The sequence below is a fragment of the Flavobacterium oncorhynchi genome (assembly GCF_002217355.1).
Classification (GTDB): Bacteria; Bacteroidota; Bacteroidia; order Flavobacteriales; family Flavobacteriaceae; genus Flavobacterium; species Flavobacterium oncorhynchi.
Genome location: NZ_MUHA01000021.1, coordinates 62,624 through 83,262, shown reverse-complemented (window position 1 = coordinate 83,262; position 20,639 = coordinate 62,624). Strand labels below are relative to the sequence as shown.

The 20,639-nt window shown below is 36.1% G+C and carries 9 protein-coding genes; all 9 read right to left on the bottom strand.

Features of this window, described 5'->3' with window-relative positions; all coding sequences use genetic code 11:
• Complete coding sequence (locus B0A75_RS13610) at positions 1 to 2,418, bottom strand: sugar-binding domain-containing protein (protein ID WP_089054822.1); 2,418 nt, start codon at positions 2,416 to 2,418, stop codon at positions 1 to 3.
• A gap of 265 nt (positions 2,419 to 2,683) precedes the next feature.
• Complete coding sequence (locus B0A75_RS13605; protein ID WP_089054821.1) at positions 2,684 to 6,202, bottom strand: malectin domain-containing carbohydrate-binding protein; 3,519 nt, start codon at positions 6,200 to 6,202, stop codon at positions 2,684 to 2,686.
• Between the two features lie 272 nt (positions 6,203 to 6,474).
• Positions 6,475 to 9,204, bottom strand: a complete 2,730-nt coding sequence (locus tag B0A75_RS13600) for an alpha-d-galacturonidase (RefSeq protein ID WP_089054820.1) — start codon at positions 9,202 to 9,204, stop codon at positions 6,475 to 6,477.
• A gap of 105 nt (positions 9,205 to 9,309) precedes the next feature.
• Positions 9,310 to 10,194, bottom strand: a complete 885-nt coding sequence (locus tag B0A75_RS13595; RefSeq protein ID WP_089054819.1) for a sugar phosphate isomerase/epimerase family protein — start codon at positions 10,192 to 10,194, stop codon at positions 9,310 to 9,312.
• Between the two features lie 204 nt (positions 10,195 to 10,398).
• Positions 10,399 to 11,544 (bottom strand): sialidase family protein, encoded by a 1,146-nt coding sequence (locus B0A75_RS13590; protein ID WP_089054818.1) that lies wholly within the window; start codon positions 11,542 to 11,544, stop codon positions 10,399 to 10,401.
• A 143-nt stretch (positions 11,545 to 11,687) separates the two neighbouring features.
• On the bottom strand, positions 11,688 to 14,438 hold the full coding sequence (locus B0A75_RS13585; protein WP_089054817.1) for a glycoside hydrolase family 78 protein: 2,751 nt from the start codon (positions 14,436 to 14,438) through the stop codon (positions 11,688 to 11,690).
• A gap of 221 nt (positions 14,439 to 14,659) precedes the next feature.
• Positions 14,660 to 16,228 carry an MGH1-like glycoside hydrolase domain-containing protein gene (locus B0A75_RS13580; protein WP_089054816.1) on the bottom strand — a complete coding sequence of 523 codons (1,569 nt, stop codon included), beginning with the start codon at positions 16,226 to 16,228 and terminating at the stop codon, positions 14,660 to 14,662.
• A gap of 201 nt (positions 16,229 to 16,429) precedes the next feature.
• On the bottom strand, positions 16,430 to 18,880 hold the full coding sequence (locus B0A75_RS13575) for a glycoside hydrolase family 95 protein (RefSeq protein ID WP_089054815.1): 2,451 nt from the start codon (positions 18,878 to 18,880) through the stop codon (positions 16,430 to 16,432).
• Positions 18,881 to 19,139: 259 nt separating this feature from the next.
• Positions 19,140 to 20,558: an acetylxylan esterase gene (locus tag B0A75_RS13570; protein ID WP_089054814.1), complete on the bottom strand. Its 1,419-nt coding sequence runs from the start codon at positions 20,556 to 20,558 to the stop codon at positions 19,140 to 19,142.
• Between the last annotated feature and the right edge of the window lie 81 nt (positions 20,559 to 20,639).

The window sequence follows — 20,639 nt, the reverse complement described above, 5'->3', positions numbered from 1 at the left end:
TTACTGTACTTTTACTTCAATAACAGAAACTGGTAAACTGCCTGTAGCAGCCTTCAACTGAATATTTTCTTTCTTCCCATTCGATTGAATTATAGCAATACATTTTCCGCTGAATAACTTGCAGGAACTAGCTTTAAAAGAATCCAAATTAGCTTGATAACCATTATCAACTCCAACCAATTTTCCGCCGCCAGTCACTTCAAAATTAATTAAATCAGTTGCGTTTGGTAATAAATTTCCAGCTGCATCAACTATAGAAACGGTTACATAAACCAAATCGTAAGTATCATTTTTGATTATTGTTTTGTCTGCTTTTAAATCAATTTTTGAAGATTCACCCGCTGTGTGGATTTCTTTTTCTAAAACTACTTTTCCATTCTTTCTTGAAATTGCTTTTAAAGTTCCTGGTTCGAACTTCACTTTCCATGAAATATGCAAATCATCATTTTGTTTTGATTGCTTTCCAAGAGATTTTCCGTTTAAGAATAATTCCACTTCATCAGCATTATTGTAATACGCCCAAACTTCAACTTCCTGATCTTTTTTCCAATTCCAATGCGGAAAAATATGCAAAACGTCTTTTTTCGACCATTCACTTTGGTACATATAATACACATCTTTTGGAAGTCCAGCCAAATCAACAATTCCGAAATACGAACTTCTTGCAGGAAACGGATATGGATCAGGTTCTCCGATATAATCAAATCCAGTCCAGATAAAAGTTCCCGCCATGAAATCTTGTTTCTTGATCGTTTTCCAATTTTCTTCGTGCGTCGCTCCCCAATACGATTTCACCTGATCGTAAGCCGAAACCGTCCAATCAGCATTTCCGTCAAACGGAGCGCCGTGTTTTGTCGGCCAAGCTTTAATTCCGTCTGGAAAATCATAATGTCCTCGTGTTTCTAAAGCCGAAACACTTTCAGATGCCAATATTTTTTGTCCTTTAAAACGTGTTGGAAAATCTTTGTAATCTTCGTGTTTGTAATTGAATCCCAAAAGATCTAAAGCACCAGATTGGTAAATAAAGTTTTTCTCAATTACATTTTCGGTCAAAGCCGAAGTTACTGGACGTGTCTTGTCTAACGATTTTACAATTTTAGCCAATTCTCTGGTAATCGCAATTCCAGTCGAATCAAACTGTTCTCTGATTTCGTTTCCAATACTCCACATCATAACCGATGGATGATTACGGTCTCTTTTGATAAAATCTTCTAAATCCTGTTTGTGCCAGGCATCCCAATCTTTATGATAATCGTTGGTTACTTTTTTCTTCTTCCAAACGTCAAAAGCTTCGTCCTGAACAATGAATCCCATTTCGTCGCACAATTGCATCATTTCCAACGAATGCGGATTATGAGACATTCTGATAGCGTTTGCTCCCATTTCCTTCATTAAAGTCAGTTTTCTTCTAACCGCATGAATATTTTCAACCGCACCCAAAGCGCCATTATCGTGATGCAGACAAACTCCGTATATTTTAGTTGGAACGCCATTTAAAGAAAATCCTTTTTCTGAATCGAAATTAAAAAATCTAAATCCTAGAGGCGTTTCATAATTATCGACCAATTTCGATTTCTCATAAACTTTGGTAATGACTTTATACAAATGCGGATTCTCTGTACTCCATAATTTCGGCTGATTCAAAACCAAATCATGTACCTTTTTTTCTGATGTTTTAGCACCGATTTTTTCTGTTGAAGTAAAATTGACAACTTCTTTATTCTCAGAATTTACGACCGAAGTAACCAGTTTAAATTCTTTCGCCGAAGCATTATCATTATCAATCGTAACCTCTAAATGTATTTTTGATTTTTCTGCTGAAACTTCAGGCGTTGTTACAAAAGTTCCCCACTTCCCTACATGCAGTTTTTCGCTGGCAACCAAACGCACATTTCTGTAAATCCCAGAACCCGTGTACCATCTTGAATTCGGCTGTGCATCGTTATCAACTTTTACAGCAATCGTATTTGATTTTCCGAAGTTCAAATACTGCGTTAAATCATAACCAAAAGAAATATAACCATTTGGGCGAACTCCTAATGATTTTCCATTAATGAAAACTTCACTGTTCTTAAAAACACCGTCAAATTCAACTGAAACTGTTTTGTTTTTCCAATTCGCAGAAACAGTAAAAACTTTACGATACCAGCCTTTTCCAGTTGGTAAAAATCCCTGTGCTTGCTTTGTTTTACTGTTTTTATCGAAAGTCCCTTCAATACTCCAATCATGCGGTAATTGAAGTGTTCTCCAATCAGAAGAATTAAAATTAACATTTGTCGCTTCTGGATGATCTCCTAATTTGAAGTTCCAATTTTTGTTGAAGTCTTCTACAATTCTGACTTGTTTTTGTGCAAAAACTGATACTGAAAACAATAAGGCAATTGTAATTTTTTGAAATATGTTTTTATGTTTAATCATAAATATGTTTTTTATACTACTCTACTAACTTCTCTGTCATTTCGACTGAAGGGAGAAATCACACACGGCATTCCGCAATGCAAATCGCCAATCTTTGTCAAGTTTCTAGTGTGATTTCTCTCCCGAAGCTTCGGGATCGAAATGACAAACTTAATGAGATAAACATTGAGGAATTAACTAACGTGGGTTTCGACTTCGCTCAGCCTGACAAACGATGAAAACCTCTGTTCCTTTGCCTCTCTGTCTCTTTGCGCTTCAAAAAAACCTATTGAAACTCAAAATTATCCAACATTAATCCCTTCAAATCATCTCCCTCCAACGTAATTTTATACGTTCCTGCATTAATATATCCTCCTGATGTTGTATTCAAAATCTTCCATTTTTCTGTGGAAGAAGGAAAATCAATCGTATCATTTCGCATTAAAATTCCGTAGGCATCTTCCATTTTAAATTTGACTTTTAATGGTGTTTCATTTCTATTCATAAAACGGAAACGCATTAAATAAATTCCGGCAACTCCAGGTTTTACTTCAAACTCAATGCTATTGTTTGTCTTTTTTGTGAATTCAATATAATCTGCTTTTTTGAAATTTCCTTTTTCGATTCCTGTTCCCATTGTTTTTGTCTTTTCGGCTTCGATAATTACGACTGGTCTAGAATCGTCTTTTTCGCCCATATCATATGTTGGAACAACGGTAATTGTAGAAATTGTTTCCGAATTATCAAAAAGAACCTTCTCACCTTTTTTTACTTTTTTAGTGAAGACATCAAATGAAATTCCATTGCTGTTTTTTGCATTTTCTTCTAATTTTTTATACTCCGAAAATGACTTTAAATTGGATTTTTTATTATCTATAAAAAAATATAATTCCGAATCTTCTTTAGGAGTAAACGAACCTTTGTTTTTTGAATTAAATGAAAACTGTAAATAATCTGCTCCAAAAACTTCCGAAGGCAATTCAGTAAAAATCACTTCTGAGTTTGTGAATTGCTTCGAATTAATATCTAACCAAGAAGCAATTTTAAAATCTTTAGAATCTAAACTTACATTCTGAATACTTCTAGGTGATTCCTCTGCTGGTTTTACATTTTTATTTTTTGTCGCAATCGCAATCGCAGAAATAATTGCCTGCGAAGCTTTTGCATTAGGAAACGAAATCACGATTTTCCCGTTTATACTTTTTGCAACAAAAGTTTTCTTTAATGCATTGTCATGCCCTGCTTCTGCCCAAATATCAAAATCTTTTAAAACTACATTATCATTAATTGCTACGTCAAACAAACGCCAGCCTTTGCAATCTAAACCTCCGCCAGTTCCGTACCAAGGTTCTGTGAAATAAAGCTCTACTAAATATTCGCCGTCTGGTGCTGGAAATTCGTAACGCAGTTTATCAACTCCATATCTAAAACTTTGAAATAATTCTGAATCTTTTGTTCCGTTTATTGGATCGAAAGTAGTTCTTTGACTGGCAAAAAAGTCTGGCAATTTTTCAAAATTATCTGTCCAAGATAATGATCCCCATGTATTTTGTCCATTTTTGTGCGTATCAGAAAGCCAAATATTTCCAGATGAATCTGTCAATTCAGAACCGCCGCAATTTACTCTGTAAATATAATTATAACCGCTTTTCGCTTTTGTAATATCGGCTTTATCAGTTATTAAAGCATCGAAATTTGGTGCTTTGGGCAAGTTATTCAAAACAATATAATCTTTCGCAGCTGCTTTTCCGTTTACATATCCCACGGCATACAAAACATTGTATTGAACATTGACATTGTTAAACTGAAAATGCTGTCCGATTCCTGGATTTTTCAGTTTTCCTAAAGAAGATTTATTAACATCATTAAACAATTCTACTTCATCACAATTCGAATAAATATCAATTCCGTTTTTGATTCCTGGTTTTTCCCAACGGCTTGGCCAAGTATGCGAAACAATATATACCATCGGATTGGTTTTATTCGAAACGTAATTAGCTCGATACATATAGAAAGCATCCAAAGGTTCTCCCCAAATTGTAAAAAGTCCTTTGTAATTTACCGGACCAACTTTGTCAATATCTCTAAATCCTTCTCCGTTTTGAACACGTCCCGGATTCTCGTGTGAAGCAAAAAGCCAGTTGAATTGTCCTGCAATTTTATCTTTTACCGATTCGGCTTCGCGGACTTTAATTTCCATTAACTGAGAAAAACGATTTTCGCTTAAAGTCCCTTTTTGGTCAAACTCTCCTTCGGTATGTAAATCGGCAGAACGCCATGCGCCGTATTCTCCGTTTAATAACTGAGTAGTCATTTCCAGATGATACTTTAACGGATCTCCGCCATAAGTTCCAGACCAATTTTGAACGACATTCCAATCTGTTCCTTCTCCACCGTTACAAGTTGTTACGATTCTTTGCGATGCCGATAACGGATCCATTTCACGGATAATTTGTGTGCATTCTTCGGCAAATTCTTTTGGAATCGTGCTTTCATTCTGCAATCCCCACATTACTACTGATGGGCTGTTTCTGCGTTCCTTAATCCATTCTCTTAAAAGAGTTTTAAAGTTTTCTTTAAACTCTGGCGTATCGTACCAAATATGCGCCGAAAACTGACTCCAAAACAGGATTCCGTTTTCGTCTAATTCTTCCTGATATTTTAAGTTATGAGGTTGATGTGCTTCTCTAAACGCATTAAATCCGCCCGCTTTTATCTGTTCAATTCTAGAATGAATCATTTCATCTGAAAACGAATGACTATTTCCAATTAAATGTTCGTATTCACAAGTTCCATTGATAAATAAAGGTTCATCATTGATAAAAAAGCGATTGTCTTTTCCGTCACGACTAACAGGCCAGCTCACCCAACGAATTCCGTAAGGCGTTGTTAATTGGTCTATTATTTTTCCATTTTCATAAACTGAAGTAACTAATTTATACAAATACGGACTGGATGGCGACCATAATTTTGGATTTACAATCTCAGGAAGTGTCTGTGCTATTTTTTTTGTTTCTCCCGAATTGATTTTGTTATTGCTTTTTATAATAACAACTTTCTTTCCTGAAGCATCAAAAAGGATATTTTCAATCGTTACATTTCGATCTAAAGTGCCATAATTCTTAATTTCTGTAGTGGTATGAAGAATCGCTTTTTGTTTCGAAACCGATTTATCATTCCAAATATAAACTCCAAACGGCTGAATTCTAACGTCGTTTGTAACGACCAAAGTAACTGGTCTGAAAATTCCCATTGGCTGAGAACCTTCAGAAAATCCCCATTCTCCTGAACAACCTCCGCAAACCCACGGAAGATCGGCAATAAATGACGGATGTAATGCTTTTACTAAAATAGTATTTTCTTTGTTGAAAGAAACTGCTTTTGTAATGTCTAAAGTAAAAGTAGTCCTTCCGCCTTTGTGTTCGCCAACTTTTTTACCATTTACCCAAACAGTTGCATACGAACTTACGCCTTCAAAATAAAGAAAATGCTGTTTTGAACTGTCTTTTTTATCAAGTTTTAGTGTTTTTTTGTACCAAGCTGTACCATGCAAATTCCCATGTTTTGTTCTTCGAAAACCATAATACTGATCCCAGTTGTGCGGAATATTTACATTTAACCATTGATTTGATTTTGGATTCTCCACAAAAGATTTCTCGTCTTGGGGATTATCCAAAATAATGGTTTCCCAAGATGAGTTCAGCGAAACTTCCTTTCGAACTTTCGCCGAACCTTTTGTGCTTTGACTCCAAACAAAGCATATACTTGAAAAAAAACAAAAAATAAAAAAAACTAATCTATTCATATTTTCAAAACCATATAAGTGATTATAAGGTTGTTTTTAAGTTTTTATTTCACTCAACTTTTTGTCATTTCGACGGAGGAGAAATCACACACGGAACTCTACAAAGATTGGCTAAATTTCTGGACGGAATTTCTTCTTACGTGCAAATGACAAACTATATAGAGTTTCTTGCGAAGATCCCCCGTTCCTCGGGATGACAATATTGTGTTTATATTTTACGAGCAAACCTGTCAGGTTTTAAAAACCCATCATGTTTAACTTTATCACTATTCTTAATAAAACAACCAGTCGATCGCCGCTTTTTCTCCTGCATCGATATATCCGACATCACGTGGTGTTATCGTTTGATCTGCATCGATAAAACCTAAAATCAATACTTTTCCTTTTCCTAAATCTAATTTATTCTCGCCTGGTTGAAATGTGTATGTATGAATGTTTACACGAGGTAATTCTTTTAAATTCATCGCACTTGCCAGAATCACTTCGGCTTGACCGTGAGCATTTCCTGCAGCATCAGTTTCTAAACTTGGCGGCAGCAAAAATCTCTTTTGATCTGAATTGAAATATCCAACCACTAATTTAACTGCTTTTGTGTTTCTAAACTTCAAATGGGTTCCTTTTTCGTTTTGATCGTTTTCTACAAACGAATATCCTCTAAGGTTTTGAAGTTCAGGAGCAATTTTAGTTAATTCAGAAATATCTGTTCCATACACTTTTGTTCCTGTTTTAACTAGATACGTTCCCGGTTTTTCGTCGATGAAAGTTACATCTGCAGATTTCCAAGGTTTTCCTTCTTTGGTTTCAATTTTACCATCTTTAGAAGATTTTAACTTCTCCAGATTTCTTTTAAAGTTAGCCAATTCACGTTCGTAATGCGGTAGCAATTCTGCCCAAGTTTTGTTGTTTCCGTCATCTCCTCCAATTGGGATTCGGCGTTGCGCTGTTTGCATACTGTTGGCATAGTAATAGGTATCTTTTGTTAGTTTTACCAACAATTCATAATACTCAATACTTTTCTCTAAATGAGGCATTGCCTTGTCTAAATCAGCAATATAATTGGAATAACTGTATCTTAAAACCAATAAAGCGGCTTTTACTTTTTCTGAGAAAAAATCGGCGAAAGCTTTGTAAGCATGCATGTCGTTTTTAAGGCGTGTAAATTCTTCTTTGTCTTTGGTTACGCTGGCTTCCGCTTTGTCAATTGCTTCAACAGCTAATCTTCCGTGTTCTGTAATTTCGGCAATAATCTGCGTTGGAAGTTCGCCGGAATGCGGTTCTTTATTCCATTCTTTTTTAGCATATTCCAAAAGCAACTCACCTGCAGGCCCGCAAGATTCGTGGAATCCTGGATAAACTCTCCATTTTGATGGATTGACCAACTGACTTTCGAACATTCCTAACAATAAAGTCTGACGGTTTCCTTCTGTGATTCCGAAACGTCTTAATGTTTTTGGTGCAATTTCTCCAGTTTCTTCGTAAGCTTTTAGAATATTATTTGCCGCTTCCTGAGAAGTTCCGAATTTCGCAGCTAAATCTTTATCCCAATATTTCACTTCTTCGTTACGGTCTCTTTTGCTGTCCCAAGCGTATCTCGCCCAAGCTTTGTACCAAATCCAGTCACGATCCATTTCTAATAAACGCTCGCCACTTTTTGTTTTATCTGCTGAATATGGCCAATCCCAATACGATGCCTGCGGATATAAATGCAGCGCATTAGCTCCGTGTACACTATGCATGGCTTTTACGGTTTTCTGAATAAAGTCCGGCGAACCGTATCTGAAAGGCTCTAAGTTTGCTAAAATGTGAACGTTCTCAATATGAATTGATTTTAAAGCGCTTAATTGTTTATGCGTTTCTCCCCAAGGACCGCCTGGCGTATAAGTCGTTAACGATTCTCCGGTGTATTTACTTTCTGTGTATAGATTTTTATATAACGGGAGTGATTTTTCCATTACCAAAGGCCCATCTGTATCGTGAGAACGCAGGATAATTGGCGGTTCTTCCGTTTTCCCTAATGCCTGTAAACCGTCACGAACACCTGGAATAATCGTTTTTGTAAACCATTCTACGTCATCATCAACAGTATTGATTGCTTCTCCCAAACAAACCATTAATCCTACGTTTGGATATTTTTCGATAAAAGCTGCAATAGATTTTCTTGTATAATCAGACAATAAAGGTGTAATCGGTCTTGAACGATCTTGTGTTTTAATGTTGTAATGCTCCGAAAAAGGTTTGGAAACAAGAATGTTATAAAACATTTGAATTACCCAGATTCCACGCTTGTTTGCTTCAACTGTAAGGAATTTATAAATTTCTTCATTCTTTTTGAAATCCTCATCGCTTACTTCAACTGCAAACGGATAATCCTTTAATTTTACTAAAGAAGCAAACGGATGTCCGTTCCATAAATATAGCGAGTTCATGCGGTTTTCTACCAGCATATCCAAGTATTTTACCCATAAAGCTTTATCATAAAACCAAGGGAAAGTTTCTGGTGTATACGGATATTCGTAAACATCACGTCCCGGAAGATAAACAGGTTTCTGCATTCCGATACAAGCTCCACGCAAAACCATTTCCGGACTGTCTTCAACATTAATTTCTGAAGGAAGCTGACCTGAAGCTTTAATTTTATCTGTTAATTCTAATGCTCCGTACAATGCTCCGCTCGCATCTGTTCCTTCAATATAAATTACATTGTTTTGAGTGCGAATCTGAAAACCTTCTTTTTTAGTCAGTTTATTGTCGTCGATTTTAGCGCTTTTAGCATTTTGTTTCCAAAAATCAGTTCCTTTTTCACCAATGACAATTACTTTATCTTTTGATTTTTTGAATTTATCAGCAAAAGCTACTTTGAAACCTTTAGATGAAAGCGTTTCTGATAATTTCTCTGCTCCAAATTTTGCTCTCGGTGAACTCGGATCACTAACAACAGTGATGTTTTGAGCTGTTGCTAAAGAGACGTAAAGACATAAAAAAAGTAATTGTAAATATTTCATGGTAATATGATTTATTCTGGAAAATGATTAATCTGCTTGATCTGCTAAATCTGCGAGAGTATTTTTTTTCCCGCAGATCTAGCAGATTTGGCAGATATTTTGATTTTAGTTTTGGAAAATGTGTTTTAAATAAGCCACATTTGCGCCGTAATTGGCTTTTACATTGTGCACTTGTGTTACGTCACGAGAACGTTCAATAATAAGCCATCCGCTCCATTTCATTTCGTCCAAAGTTTGTTTGATTTTTGGCATATCGATCGCTTTGTCATTTTCTAACCAAAATTGATCGGTATTAGAAGCGTGAATCTGCGCTACATATTTCTTTCCTAATATTTTCAATTCTGATGAAATATCTCTTTTATTATCTAAAGCATTTGCAAAATTGAAAGAGCTTTTAATGTATTTTGAACCTACTTCGTCTAAAAGTTTTTTCTCCTCTGTCGCATCTAAAGAGGTTTCAATCGCAATTACACCGCCAATTTTCCCAACTTCCTTTCCTGCCCATTGCAATCTTTTAATTACTTCTGGACGCAATTCTGGATTTTTAACTAAATCGGTTTGCGTTCCTAACGGAAGATAGGCCACTTTTACTTTCATATCCTTCATCGCTTTAATACAATCCGTAATCATTGGTGTGATTTCTCTAGTAGCAAATGATTGTGCATAAAATCCAGACATCGCGATAGAACTTATTCCAACACCAGTTTCTTTCGATTTATCTAAGAATTTCTGTCTTTCAACTGGATCACCAAGTTTGCTGTCAAAAGTTGGTCGGTTTCCTAAACCTCCCATATCCAGTTCAATTCCGTCCGCTTTTATTTCTGCTGCCAAACCAAAAGCACCTAATTTTTGTCTTTTTAAAATCATCCAGTCGCAAACCGCCACTTTATATTTTTGCTTTTTATTGGAAGACTGAGCCGTTGCACAGCTATTAAATGTTGTTGATAGAACAACAATTAGTGCAACAATTAAATTTCTTTTAGATTTCATACTTATATATTTTTTGCCACAGATTATAAAGATTAAATGGATAAAAAAAATCTGCTCCATCTGCTAAATCTGCGTAAAAAAAAATTACTCTCGCAGATTTGCTTCGCCTGTTCGCTATCGCTCGGGTAGCAGATTTTGGAGATTAACTAGAATAAAAAATCATTTTAATCATTTTAATCCTTTTAATCTGTGGCTATATCTTTATTATTCTTCTTCCGCTTTTACTGCCGTTACCACTTTTCCTTCGTCGCCCGGCCAGATTCCGTTTTTGATTGGAAGTGCAATCAATTTACTTGGATCCACTTTTACATATTTCAGTTTTTCTCTTCTCCAAGTGTAAACAATATGCACCATTCCATCAGAACTTTGAATCATTGAAGGATAAGAATATTGACTGATTTTTGAATCTTCTAAAACCAATGCAGCATTCCAATTGATTCCATCTTTAGAAACCGAAACGTTTAATGGTGTCCTTGGTCCTTTTGCTTCTTTTCCTGGAGGAAGTACGTGATTGTAAACCAATAAATGTCTGCCGTCTTTAAGTGTAACCGCATCAGTTCCTGAATTGTTATTTGGAAGTCCGATTAATTCTACATCCGACCAAGTTTTTCCGTTATCTTTGGAGAATGTGCTGAAAATAGCTCTGTTTCTTGTTCTTCCGATAGCCTGAATACTTCCGTCTTTATGGAATAAGATACTTGGCTGAATCGCATTGATTTTTTGTTTTCCTCTCGGAAGCGTATCGCCCATTACCCAGGTTTTTCCGAAATCTGGAGTAGATTCCATACGAAGTCTCCAGCCGTCGCCTTCGATACTTGACGGACATAACAATGTTCCGTTGCTTAATAAAACAGGTTTGTTTTTGATTGGCCCTAAGAAACCCTCTGGCATTTTTTGTGCTTCAGACCACGTTTTTCCGCCATCAGATGAAGTTCTGATTACACCCCACCATTCCGATGGTTTTGGTCCTATTTTGTAGAATAACATTAAATCGCCTCCCGGAATTTGATATAAAACCGGATTCCAAGTTGGTAATCTTGGTCCGTCTTTCATAACGCCGTCAGCTACTTTAACTCCTTCGCTCCATTTATCGCTTCCTTTAGGTTTAATACTTACATAAATGCAAACATCAGGGTTTCTTTCATGTGTGCCTCCAAACCAAGATGAAACTAAATCACCATTTGTCACTTCAACAATTGTAACAGCGTGGCAAGACGGATAAGGTGCTTTATCATAAATAAATTCATCTACAAGAATTCCTTCTTTCCAAGTCTTTTTCTCTAAAGCCGACTTACAACTTCCTAAAAAGAAAAGTCCAAACAAGACAAATGCTAATTTTGTTATTTTCATTCTCAATTTTATTATGAATTAAAATTTTCGATTATAAATACATACCTAACATTTTTTTAGGTTAAAACATTTATTAAGTGTAAAAATAACACTAAAAAATTAACAATGTATCCTGTACTGTCCCGAATTACTAAAAATGTAAATTATTTAACGTTTATAGCAAAATTTCCTGACGAAAGAGTTACAACTGTTTGATTTTTTTCTACAGAGTAAGCATAAGATGACTTATTCAGCATCTGTTTATTGATTGAAATAGTCGTAATATCGCTTGATGGAAGATACACAATCGCAGAAGTATTCGCAGGAATGGTAATATTCCAAACCAAAGCTTTTCTATCTTTTTTCCAGTCACTTTTAATTGTTCCGTAAACCGATTCGTAAGAAGCATTTACATAAGTCAATCCAGCATTAAAATCTGGTTTCATAATGATTTGCTTGAAACCCGGAGTTTCAGGATTGCTTTTAATTCCAGCCATATTTTCGTAATACCAAATCAATAAATCTCCTAAAAGCATGACGTGGTTTTGTGAATTCATAGCAGGATCGGCAGTGTTTCCGTTCCAAAGTTCCCAAATCGTAGTGGCGCCGTTTTCGACCATATAACCCCAGCTTGGATACGTTTTATTGGATGCCAGTTTGAAAGCCAAATCGCCACGACCGAAATTAGTCAGCGTTCGCATTAAAAACTGCGTTCCGATAACACCTGTGCTTACATGACCATTTTTTGTTACTTCCACTTCATGTACCAGATTTTCAAAAACTTTTTGCTGTAATCCTTCTGGAGTCATTCCGAATGTTAAAGGCAATAAATTGGCTGTTACAGTATTATTAGCGTAATTGTTTTTTGATGCATTAAAATATTTAGCGTTAAATGCTTTTTTGATTCTTGAAGCTAATTCGTCATAATGTTTAATATCTTTTTCAGCATTTGCAATCACAGCAAACTTCTTCATGATATTTAAAAGCTGGTAATAAAACGCACTCGAAATCAATTCGCCGTCAGTTAAACGAGCAAGATCTTTGGAACGAATTAATTCCAGCGATTCAGGCGGAACACACCAATCACCGTATTTATCTTTGGTCATAATATCGTTTTCCAAATAGTTTTCTTCCATATAATCCATCCATTTTTTCATAGATGGATATTGTTTTTCTACTACTTTTTTGTCTCCAAATTGCTGATACAACATATCTGCAACTGTGATATACGTTCCCGGCCAAGTCACATTATCGCCGTAATAACGCCAGAAAGCAGGTGCCACATCAGGAATTCCGCCATCGATAGTTTGTGCATTTTTAATATCATCTAACCATTTTGCATATAAAGTCTGATTGTCGAATAAGAAACTTTCTCCGTAAGCGCCCGTTGTTCTGTCTCCTAACCAAGGCTGACGCTCATTTCTCTGTGGACAATCGATTGGCATTCCTTTATAATTCCCGCTGATTCCCCACCACGCATTCTTAAAAATCTGATTCATAGTTGGATTAGAAGAATCGAAAGTTCCTGTTGTGGCAATATCATCATAAACCACTTTTCCAACAAAATTTTCTAAAGTTGGTTTGGCTTTGAAACCTGAAATTTCCACAAATCGAAATCCGTGATAAACAAAACGAGGTTCCCAGACTTCTTCGCCTTCGCCTTTTAATGTATAAATATCGGTCGTTTTGGCATCACGAAGATTGGCAATATACAACGAACCATTTGGCTGAAGCGATTCTGCAAATTTCATTGTGATTTTTTCGCCTGCATTTCCTTTTACTTTCAATTGTAACCAGCCAACCATATTTTGCCCCATATCTAAAATATAAGTCCCTTTTGAAGTCTCTTTGATCGAAATCGGTTTTACTTCACGTTTCACCTTCATATTCGCTGACATCTGTCCTTCATAGAATCCGCCTGGTTCCTGAACATATTCTGCTGAAAGCCATTTTTTGTCATTAAAATTGATAGCATTCCAACCTTTCATTTCTTTACGAGCATCGTATTCTTCTCCGTCGTATTCGTTGTTCGATAAAATTGGACCTTCGGTTGTTATTTTCCAAGTATCATCCGTTCTAATCACATCTTTACTTCCATCTGTGTATTCTACAAACAACTGCAAAGCCATTTTCGGATAACCAAAAGTTTTGATTTTATACGGTTTATAATCCTGACGCATGGTGAAAAAACGTCCGTTTCCTAAAATCGTTCCTAATGCGTTTTTTCCTTCTTTCAATTGCGAAGTCACATCAAAAACATTGTATTTTACATTCTTTGTATAATCCGTTGGAACGGGAGCTAAAACCTGATCTCCAATTTTATTTCCGTTGATATACAACTCATACAAGCCCATTCCAATGATATAAACCTTGGCACTTTTGACTTTCTTTTTTAAGTCAATTTCTTTTCTTAAATATCTGGCTGATAATCTGGAATATTGCGAAATACTATCTCCAGGAGACGTTTTTTCATATCCAATCCAGCGAGTTGATTTCCAGTCGGCATAAGTCAAAATTCCGATGCTGAAATGCGCTGTTTCTAGCGATTTTACTTCGCCCTTATTTGTAAAAACAATTACTCTCCAATAAACATCTTGTCGGTCTTTTAGTTTTTTACCGTTATAAATTACATTTACAGAAGCATCACTTTTTACTTTTCCGCTGTCCCATAAATCTCCATTTCCAGCATTTAATTTCTCTAAACTTGAAGAAGCAATAATCTGATACGAAGTTTGTTTTACATCATTTACGTTTGCTTTAATTTTCCAACTCAATCTTGGCTGTAAAACATCAATTCCTTCCGGATTGGTCAGCATTTCGCATTTTAAATCCAAAACAGTGATTTTAGTTTGGGCTTTCGCCGAAAATGTGAAAAGTGAAAATATTATTGTTAGATGTAAAAAAAACTTTTTCATGGTATTGTTTTTTAAGCTGTTTGAGACTTTATTTTTTGTCTCAAAGTTTAAGTCTTGTTTGTCATTTCGACGAAGGAGAAATCTCCGTTAGAAGCTCGACAAAGATTGGCGATTCACTTTATGAAGTTACTTGCGAAGATTTCTCCTTCGTCGAAATGACAAAAATGAGAAATAAAACTCTGTGTAAATCCGTTTAATCCGTGAAATCTGTGGCTAAATATTTACTCCGAAATCACTCGTTCCAACTTCTCAGAAACCGCAATTTCTATCCCATTTTTAAAGATTCTAAAACCTTTTCCTTTTTTATATTTTTCTCCTGTTTTGTCCCAAAGAATCGTAATGATATTGCCGTGATACAGAACATTATCCAGACAAAACCAATCCCATTTTTCTTGAGGAATCAACGGATTTACTTCAATTTTTTCATCCACTCTAGGACGCAAGCCAACCAAACCTGTAATCACCAAATCATTGAAAGTCGAATGATTATAATAACGGCTTCTTTCTCTGTCGCCCATTAACCAATACCCTGTTGTTTCATCTAAATATTCGCCAAGATAAGGTTTCCCTCTGTAATATTGCGACTGAACATACAAATCCATTTGTTTGAAATAATCTATTTTGGCAACATAATTCTGATTGTAATTATTCAAAACATTGGCTAAAGCTGTTAACGTCTGAGAACTTGCAAAAGGCCAAATCGCCCCGTCCCACTCGCAGGTTCCGGTTCCGTGTGTTCTAAATCTTGGACTTCTTCTTTCCGCCGTTGTTAAACCAAACGGAGCCGAAAATCCTTTTTCGTCTTTAATTTGTTCCCAGGCTTTTTCAAAACTTTTCCCTTTTTCAGGGAGATTAAAATACCACGGAATAAATCCAATCGCTTCTCTAACCTGAGCCAAAGTATCTTTTTCTGTTAAAGTTTCAAAAAACTCACTTTTTGAGTTCCATAATTTGGTTTCAACTAATTGTTGCAGAACATCTGCTTTTGCCTTGAATTTTGCTTCCGCTTCCTTATCGCCTTTCATTTCAGCCATTTTAGAAATTGCTACAGCATTTCCATACATATAACTGTTTATTGTTGGTCTAGCATTTTGCACCTTACGCCCGCCGCTTAAGGATTCTTCCATTCCATCTTTCACATCATGCTGCCAAAACAAACCGTCCTTGCGCTGACGCTCTTTCTCCCAAACGGCATAATCCGTAACCATGTCCGGGTATAAATCCAATAAGAATTTCTCATCCTTATTCACCAAATAACGATTGTATAAAGCATCGGCTGTCCAACTGCTGAATTTATACAATTTGTTCATTGGTTTCCCATCATTTCCTCTATACCAAAGTTTCAGATCCTGCTCAATGTATTTCGGATCATGAACCCATCTGAATTCGTTAATATGATGTCCCAAAGCACAACTAATCATATTATATTTATCGGCATACGAACGGTCAACCAAAAACTCTGTAATCGCAAACCCTTGTGGTGTATTTTTAATATGTTTTCGAACGCTCCACCAACGGAAATAATAGATTTCCTCAAAATTCTGCTGTGGACATTCAAACAACGGAATATTCTCTTCCATCCAAGCCCACGCACTATCATTCGGAATCGCAAATTTTAAGTTTTCATCTTCCATCGTGTTAAAATAATCAACATAATGTTTGAAGTTTTTTTCTTTTAAAATAACAGATTTTCCTTTTTGATAATGGTCTGCACCAGATTTGCAACCGCTGTTTACACAAGCGATTACAATTGAAAGTGCTATTATTTTATGTTTGAAATGTTGTAACATATTCTGTTTTTATTTTATTCTTTTTACTCAATCTTGTCATTTCGACGAAGGAGAAATCTTCGCAAGTAACTCCGCAAAGCAAGTCACCAATCTTTGTCAAGCTTCTAACGAAGATTTCTCTCACGAAGCTTCGGGATCGAAATGACAAACTGTACGTAAACTCGACAGGTTTTACAAACCTGTCGGGTTTAATTCATTATTTTAATTCCCCGTAAAAGTATACGTCTGCCCTGCTTTCATATTCACATCGTAAATATTGTAAATTGGCAACTGTACTTTAGGCAATTTTGCTTCTTTAGAAATAATCGGTTTCTTCACTTCTACATCATAAAACAACGGATTTGAATTTTTTCCTTTTGCTTTTTTTAGAGAAGAGCCTTTCAGCGTATTCTCAACTTTCAATCGGCAGTTTCCACCAATTTTCGAATAGATTTTCAACTCCGAAACTTTATTGTTCTTCCAGGTCATATCTATTACAAAACCACCTCTGGCAACCAAGCCTTTTATGCTTCCGTCTTTCCAAACAGTTGGCAAAGCCGGCAATAAATGGATCGCATCTTCCTGACTCTGCATCAGCATTTCGGCAAAACCGGCTGTACATCCAAAGTTTCCATCAATTTGAAAAGGCTGATGCGCATCTAACATATTTGGATAAGTTCCGCCGCCTTTTCTTTGATCTGCTGTTACCAAATGCAATTGGTCTTGAATTAATTTATAAGCGTGATTTCCGTCTAATAATCTCGCCCATAAATTCACTTTCCAACCCATTGACCAGCCTGTAGATTCGTCTGTTCTGTAAATCAAGGATTGTTTTGCCGCTTCAAATAATTCAGGTGTTTTTATTGCCGAAATCTGATTGCTCGGATACAAGCCATATAAATGCGAAACGTGTCTGTGATTGTCTTTCGGATTGTCCCAATCTTCCTGCCATTCCTGCAGCTGATTGTGTTTTCCCACTTTCATTGGAGGCATTTTTGCCAAAGCATCGCTTACTTTTTTCACATAAGATGCATCTGGAGAAACCAATGCCGAAGCTTCGATAACATGCGTAAACAAATCAAAAACCAACTGATTGTCCATTGTCGTTCCCGATGCAATTGTTGCTTTTCCGGTTCCGCCTGCGTGTGTATTTTCAGGTGAACTTGACGGCACAACTACTAAATATTTTGTATTAGGGTCTATCACCATGAAATCCAAAAAGAAATCGGCAGCACCTTTCATGATGGGATAAATTTCTGCTAAATATTTTTTATCACCTGTATATAAATATCTTTCCCATAAATCCTGACAAACCCAAGCACCGCCTGTCGGCCACATTCCCGAAGCAGCCGAGTCTACTGGAGCGGTCACACGCCAAATATCGGTATTGTGATGTAAAACCCATCCGCTGGCATTGTACATCGTTTTTGCTGTTTCTGCACCAGTTACAGCCAACTCTTTTGCCATTTGTACAAAAGGTTCGTGCATTTCCTGTAGATTGGTTACCTGTGCCGGCCAATAGTTCATTTCGGCATTGATATTTGTCGTGTATTTACTGTCCCAAGGTGGTGTAACCATATCGTTCCATATTCCTTGCAAATTGGCTGGCTGTCCGCCTGGCTGTGAACTTGAAATTAAAAGATAACGTCCAAACTGGAAATATAAACTCGCCAATTGAGGGTCAAATTGTTTCGAGAAATCTCTGATTCTTTCGTTTGTTGGCTTTTTAACCAAATCATTTGAACCTAAGTTTAAAGCAACTCTGTTGAAGAATTTTTGGTAATAGTCAACATGAGCTTTCTTAATCGTTTCAAAATCTTTTGTTTCGGCTTTCGCTAAATAATCTTTGCTTTTTGCGATTTCATCTCCTGAAATATCCTGATAGTTTTTGAAATTGGTTGCAATAGAAATGTACAAAGTCACTTCATCGGCTTTGTTGATGCTTAGAACTCCGTTGCTGGCATCAATTTGGCCACCTTTGTTTTTAGCTGTTAATCGGCCTTGGAATTTTACTTTTCCTTTTACGCCTTCAAAGTTAGTTCCAACTCCCGAAAGTATAATCTGGTTTCCTTCTGTAGAAGCCACCGTTTTATCAATCGGGCTGTTCATGAAAACGTTACAAGTAATTTGTCCCGGCTGACTAGCAGAAAGTTTTACCAAAATTACCTGATCTGAAAACGCAGTTAAAATTTCTCTTGTAAATTCAACACCATTTACTTTGTATTTTACTTTCGCTGTCGCATTGCTGATATCTAAATCACGGTAATAATCGGTATATTTTTGATGTCCTGCGAATGAAATATAAACGCTTCCAAAAGTCTGATATGGCATTCCGTCATTGGTTTGTGACATAATATCTTTCGTAGCCAAATCCTGAGCTTCATCAAATTTTCCGTCAAAAACAAGTTGTCTTACTTTTGGCAAAGCCTCGATTGATTTTGAATGTGCATTGCTGTTTGGAGAACCTGCCCAAATCGTTTCTTCGTTCAATTGCAAACGTTCTACTGCTGGATCGCCAAAAACCATCGCGCCCAAACGTCCGTTACCTAAAGGCAAAGCTTCGTTCCATATTGATGCTGGTTTATCGTACCATAATTTCAGGTCGTTTTGAGCTTTTGCTGTTAAGGAAAAAATTCCGATACAGATTGCCGTTATTTTAATTTTTAACTTCATAGTATATTTTTTTTTCAGCCACGAATTACACGAATTGCACTAATTTCTTTTTTAATTTTTTTTTCAATTTCTCTAATTTATTTGCCATAGATTAATGGATTTCCACTGATTAAAAAATCTGCCAGATCTGCTAAATCTGCGTGAAAAAAAAATTACTCTCGCAGATTTAGCAGATTAAGGAGATAAAAATTCCTTTTAATCTGTTAATCTGTGGCAAAAAATAATTTGTGCCAATTCGTGAAATTAGTGGCAAACTCAATTACTTCTTAACCTCGTAAACTTTCAGATTTTTTTCTCCGAACATTTCATATAATTTGTTAATGTCTTTTAAAGCATTTGCTGGTAGTTTTTCCCCTTTATCTCCAAAAACCAACAACTTTTCTTTTGGTTCAATCACACAAGTCGATTCGTCGATTTCGCCTTTATCGTTCTTCACTTTATTCAAATCAAGATTTAAATATTTCGCCATAAACGGATACAAAGCCATACGTTTTGAAACTCCAAAATCGTGACCTTCTTTTGCAAAATGAGCGTTTTCGACTAAATCTTTCTTTCCGTATAATTCATACGTTCTTTGGATAAAAGGAAATTCCAATTCCGGAACTGCCAATGTCCAGTCTTTTCCATCAGAAACAATCAATTGTGGCTTTGGAGCCATCATAGCTGAAATTTCGGCATTATTGGTTCCATTTCCACATAAATGAATACCACGTCCGCTTTCGCATGGACAACCACCTGAAAAGTGAGACGAAACCATTACAACCGGAGCTGAAACTTTAACTCTATCATCAATCGCTGCTAAAAACATCGTGTGAGATCCTCCGCCAGAACCTCCAGTAACACCAACTCTTGACATATCAGCATTTTTAACCGTTGCTAAATAATCCAAGAAACGAATTCCAGTTAAAACCTGAACCGTAGATGCAATGCTGTTTCTATGTGTTTCTTCTGGAAATTGTAGCAACGATTCTCCCCAGGCAAATAAATCGTAACCTACCACAATTGTACCCATTTTTGCCATCATGGCACATCTGTACTGCTCGTCTTTTCTGTATCTTCCATCACCAAAATGTCCGTCAGGAGTTAAAATAACTGCTGCTTTTTTATTTAACGGATATGGTTTGTAAATCGATCCTGTCGCATAAACACCAGGCAAAATTTCCAAAGCAATATTTTCGACACTGTAGTCTTTGTAAATTCTCTTTGGAGTTAAAAGTGGTTTAGACTTGGGCATTGGGGGTGCCTTTTCTAATCCAAATGATGCAATCATACAGGCTTTTAACTCCGTTTTGCGTTTCTCCCATTCTTCTTTGGTCGAATAAAGGCTTTCTAAGTAAAACAAACGTTCTTTTCCTTTATCTACCGAAACTTTATGGTTTTCATACTTGCGTATGATGTAGGTTCCGTCGGGTTGTTTGAAATACATCAATTCAAACGGCGCTAAAATGTTCGTTAGCGAAATTGCTAAATTTCCAGGTTCAATTCTCCAATCGGCATAGTCCAGTTCTTTTCCTTTTAATAAACCTCTGTCATCGTTTATAGTGACGTTAAAAACAGTTTCTATTTTCTTTAAAGTCTCTGATACCGGTTTTCTAAAATTCGTATCAGAAGTGCTTTGCGCATTGGCAAATGTCAAAGCAAAAATGGAAACTAATATGATGTATTTTATTTTTTTCATTTTGATATTGTTGTGTGTTAGTACGCTGATGAAACGGATTCGCTATTGCGAAAACGCTGATTTAAACGGATTTTTTTATTT

Bases quoted from the DNA above. Each gene is read 5' to 3' on its own strand.
- B0A75_RS13575 (WP_089054815.1), bottom strand. From the start codon at position 18,880: ATGAAGTTAAAAATTAAAATAACGGCAATCTGTATCGGAATTTTTTCC.
- B0A75_RS13610 (WP_089054822.1), bottom strand. From the start codon at position 2,418: ATGATTAAACATAAAAACATATTTCAAAAAATTACAATTGCCTTATTG.
- B0A75_RS13605 (WP_089054821.1), bottom strand. From the start codon at position 6,202: ATGAATAGATTAGTTTTTTTTATTTTTTGTTTTTTTTCAAGTATATGC.
- B0A75_RS13595 (WP_089054819.1), bottom strand. From the start codon at position 10,194: ATGAAATCTAAAAGAAATTTAATTGTTGCACTAATTGTTGTTCTATCA.
- B0A75_RS13580 (WP_089054816.1), bottom strand. From the start codon at position 16,228: ATGTTACAACATTTCAAACATAAAATAATAGCACTTTCAATTGTAATC.
- B0A75_RS13600 (WP_089054820.1), bottom strand. From the start codon at position 9,204: ATGAAATATTTACAATTACTTTTTTTATGTCTTTACGTCTCTTTAGCA.
- B0A75_RS13570 (WP_089054814.1), bottom strand. From the start codon at position 20,558: ATGAAAAAAATAAAATACATCATATTAGTTTCCATTTTTGCTTTGACA.
- B0A75_RS13585 (WP_089054817.1), bottom strand. From the start codon at position 14,438: ATGAAAAAGTTTTTTTTACATCTAACAATAATATTTTCACTTTTCACA.
- B0A75_RS13590 (WP_089054818.1), bottom strand. From the start codon at position 11,544: ATGAAAATAACAAAATTAGCATTTGTCTTGTTTGGACTTTTCTTTTTA.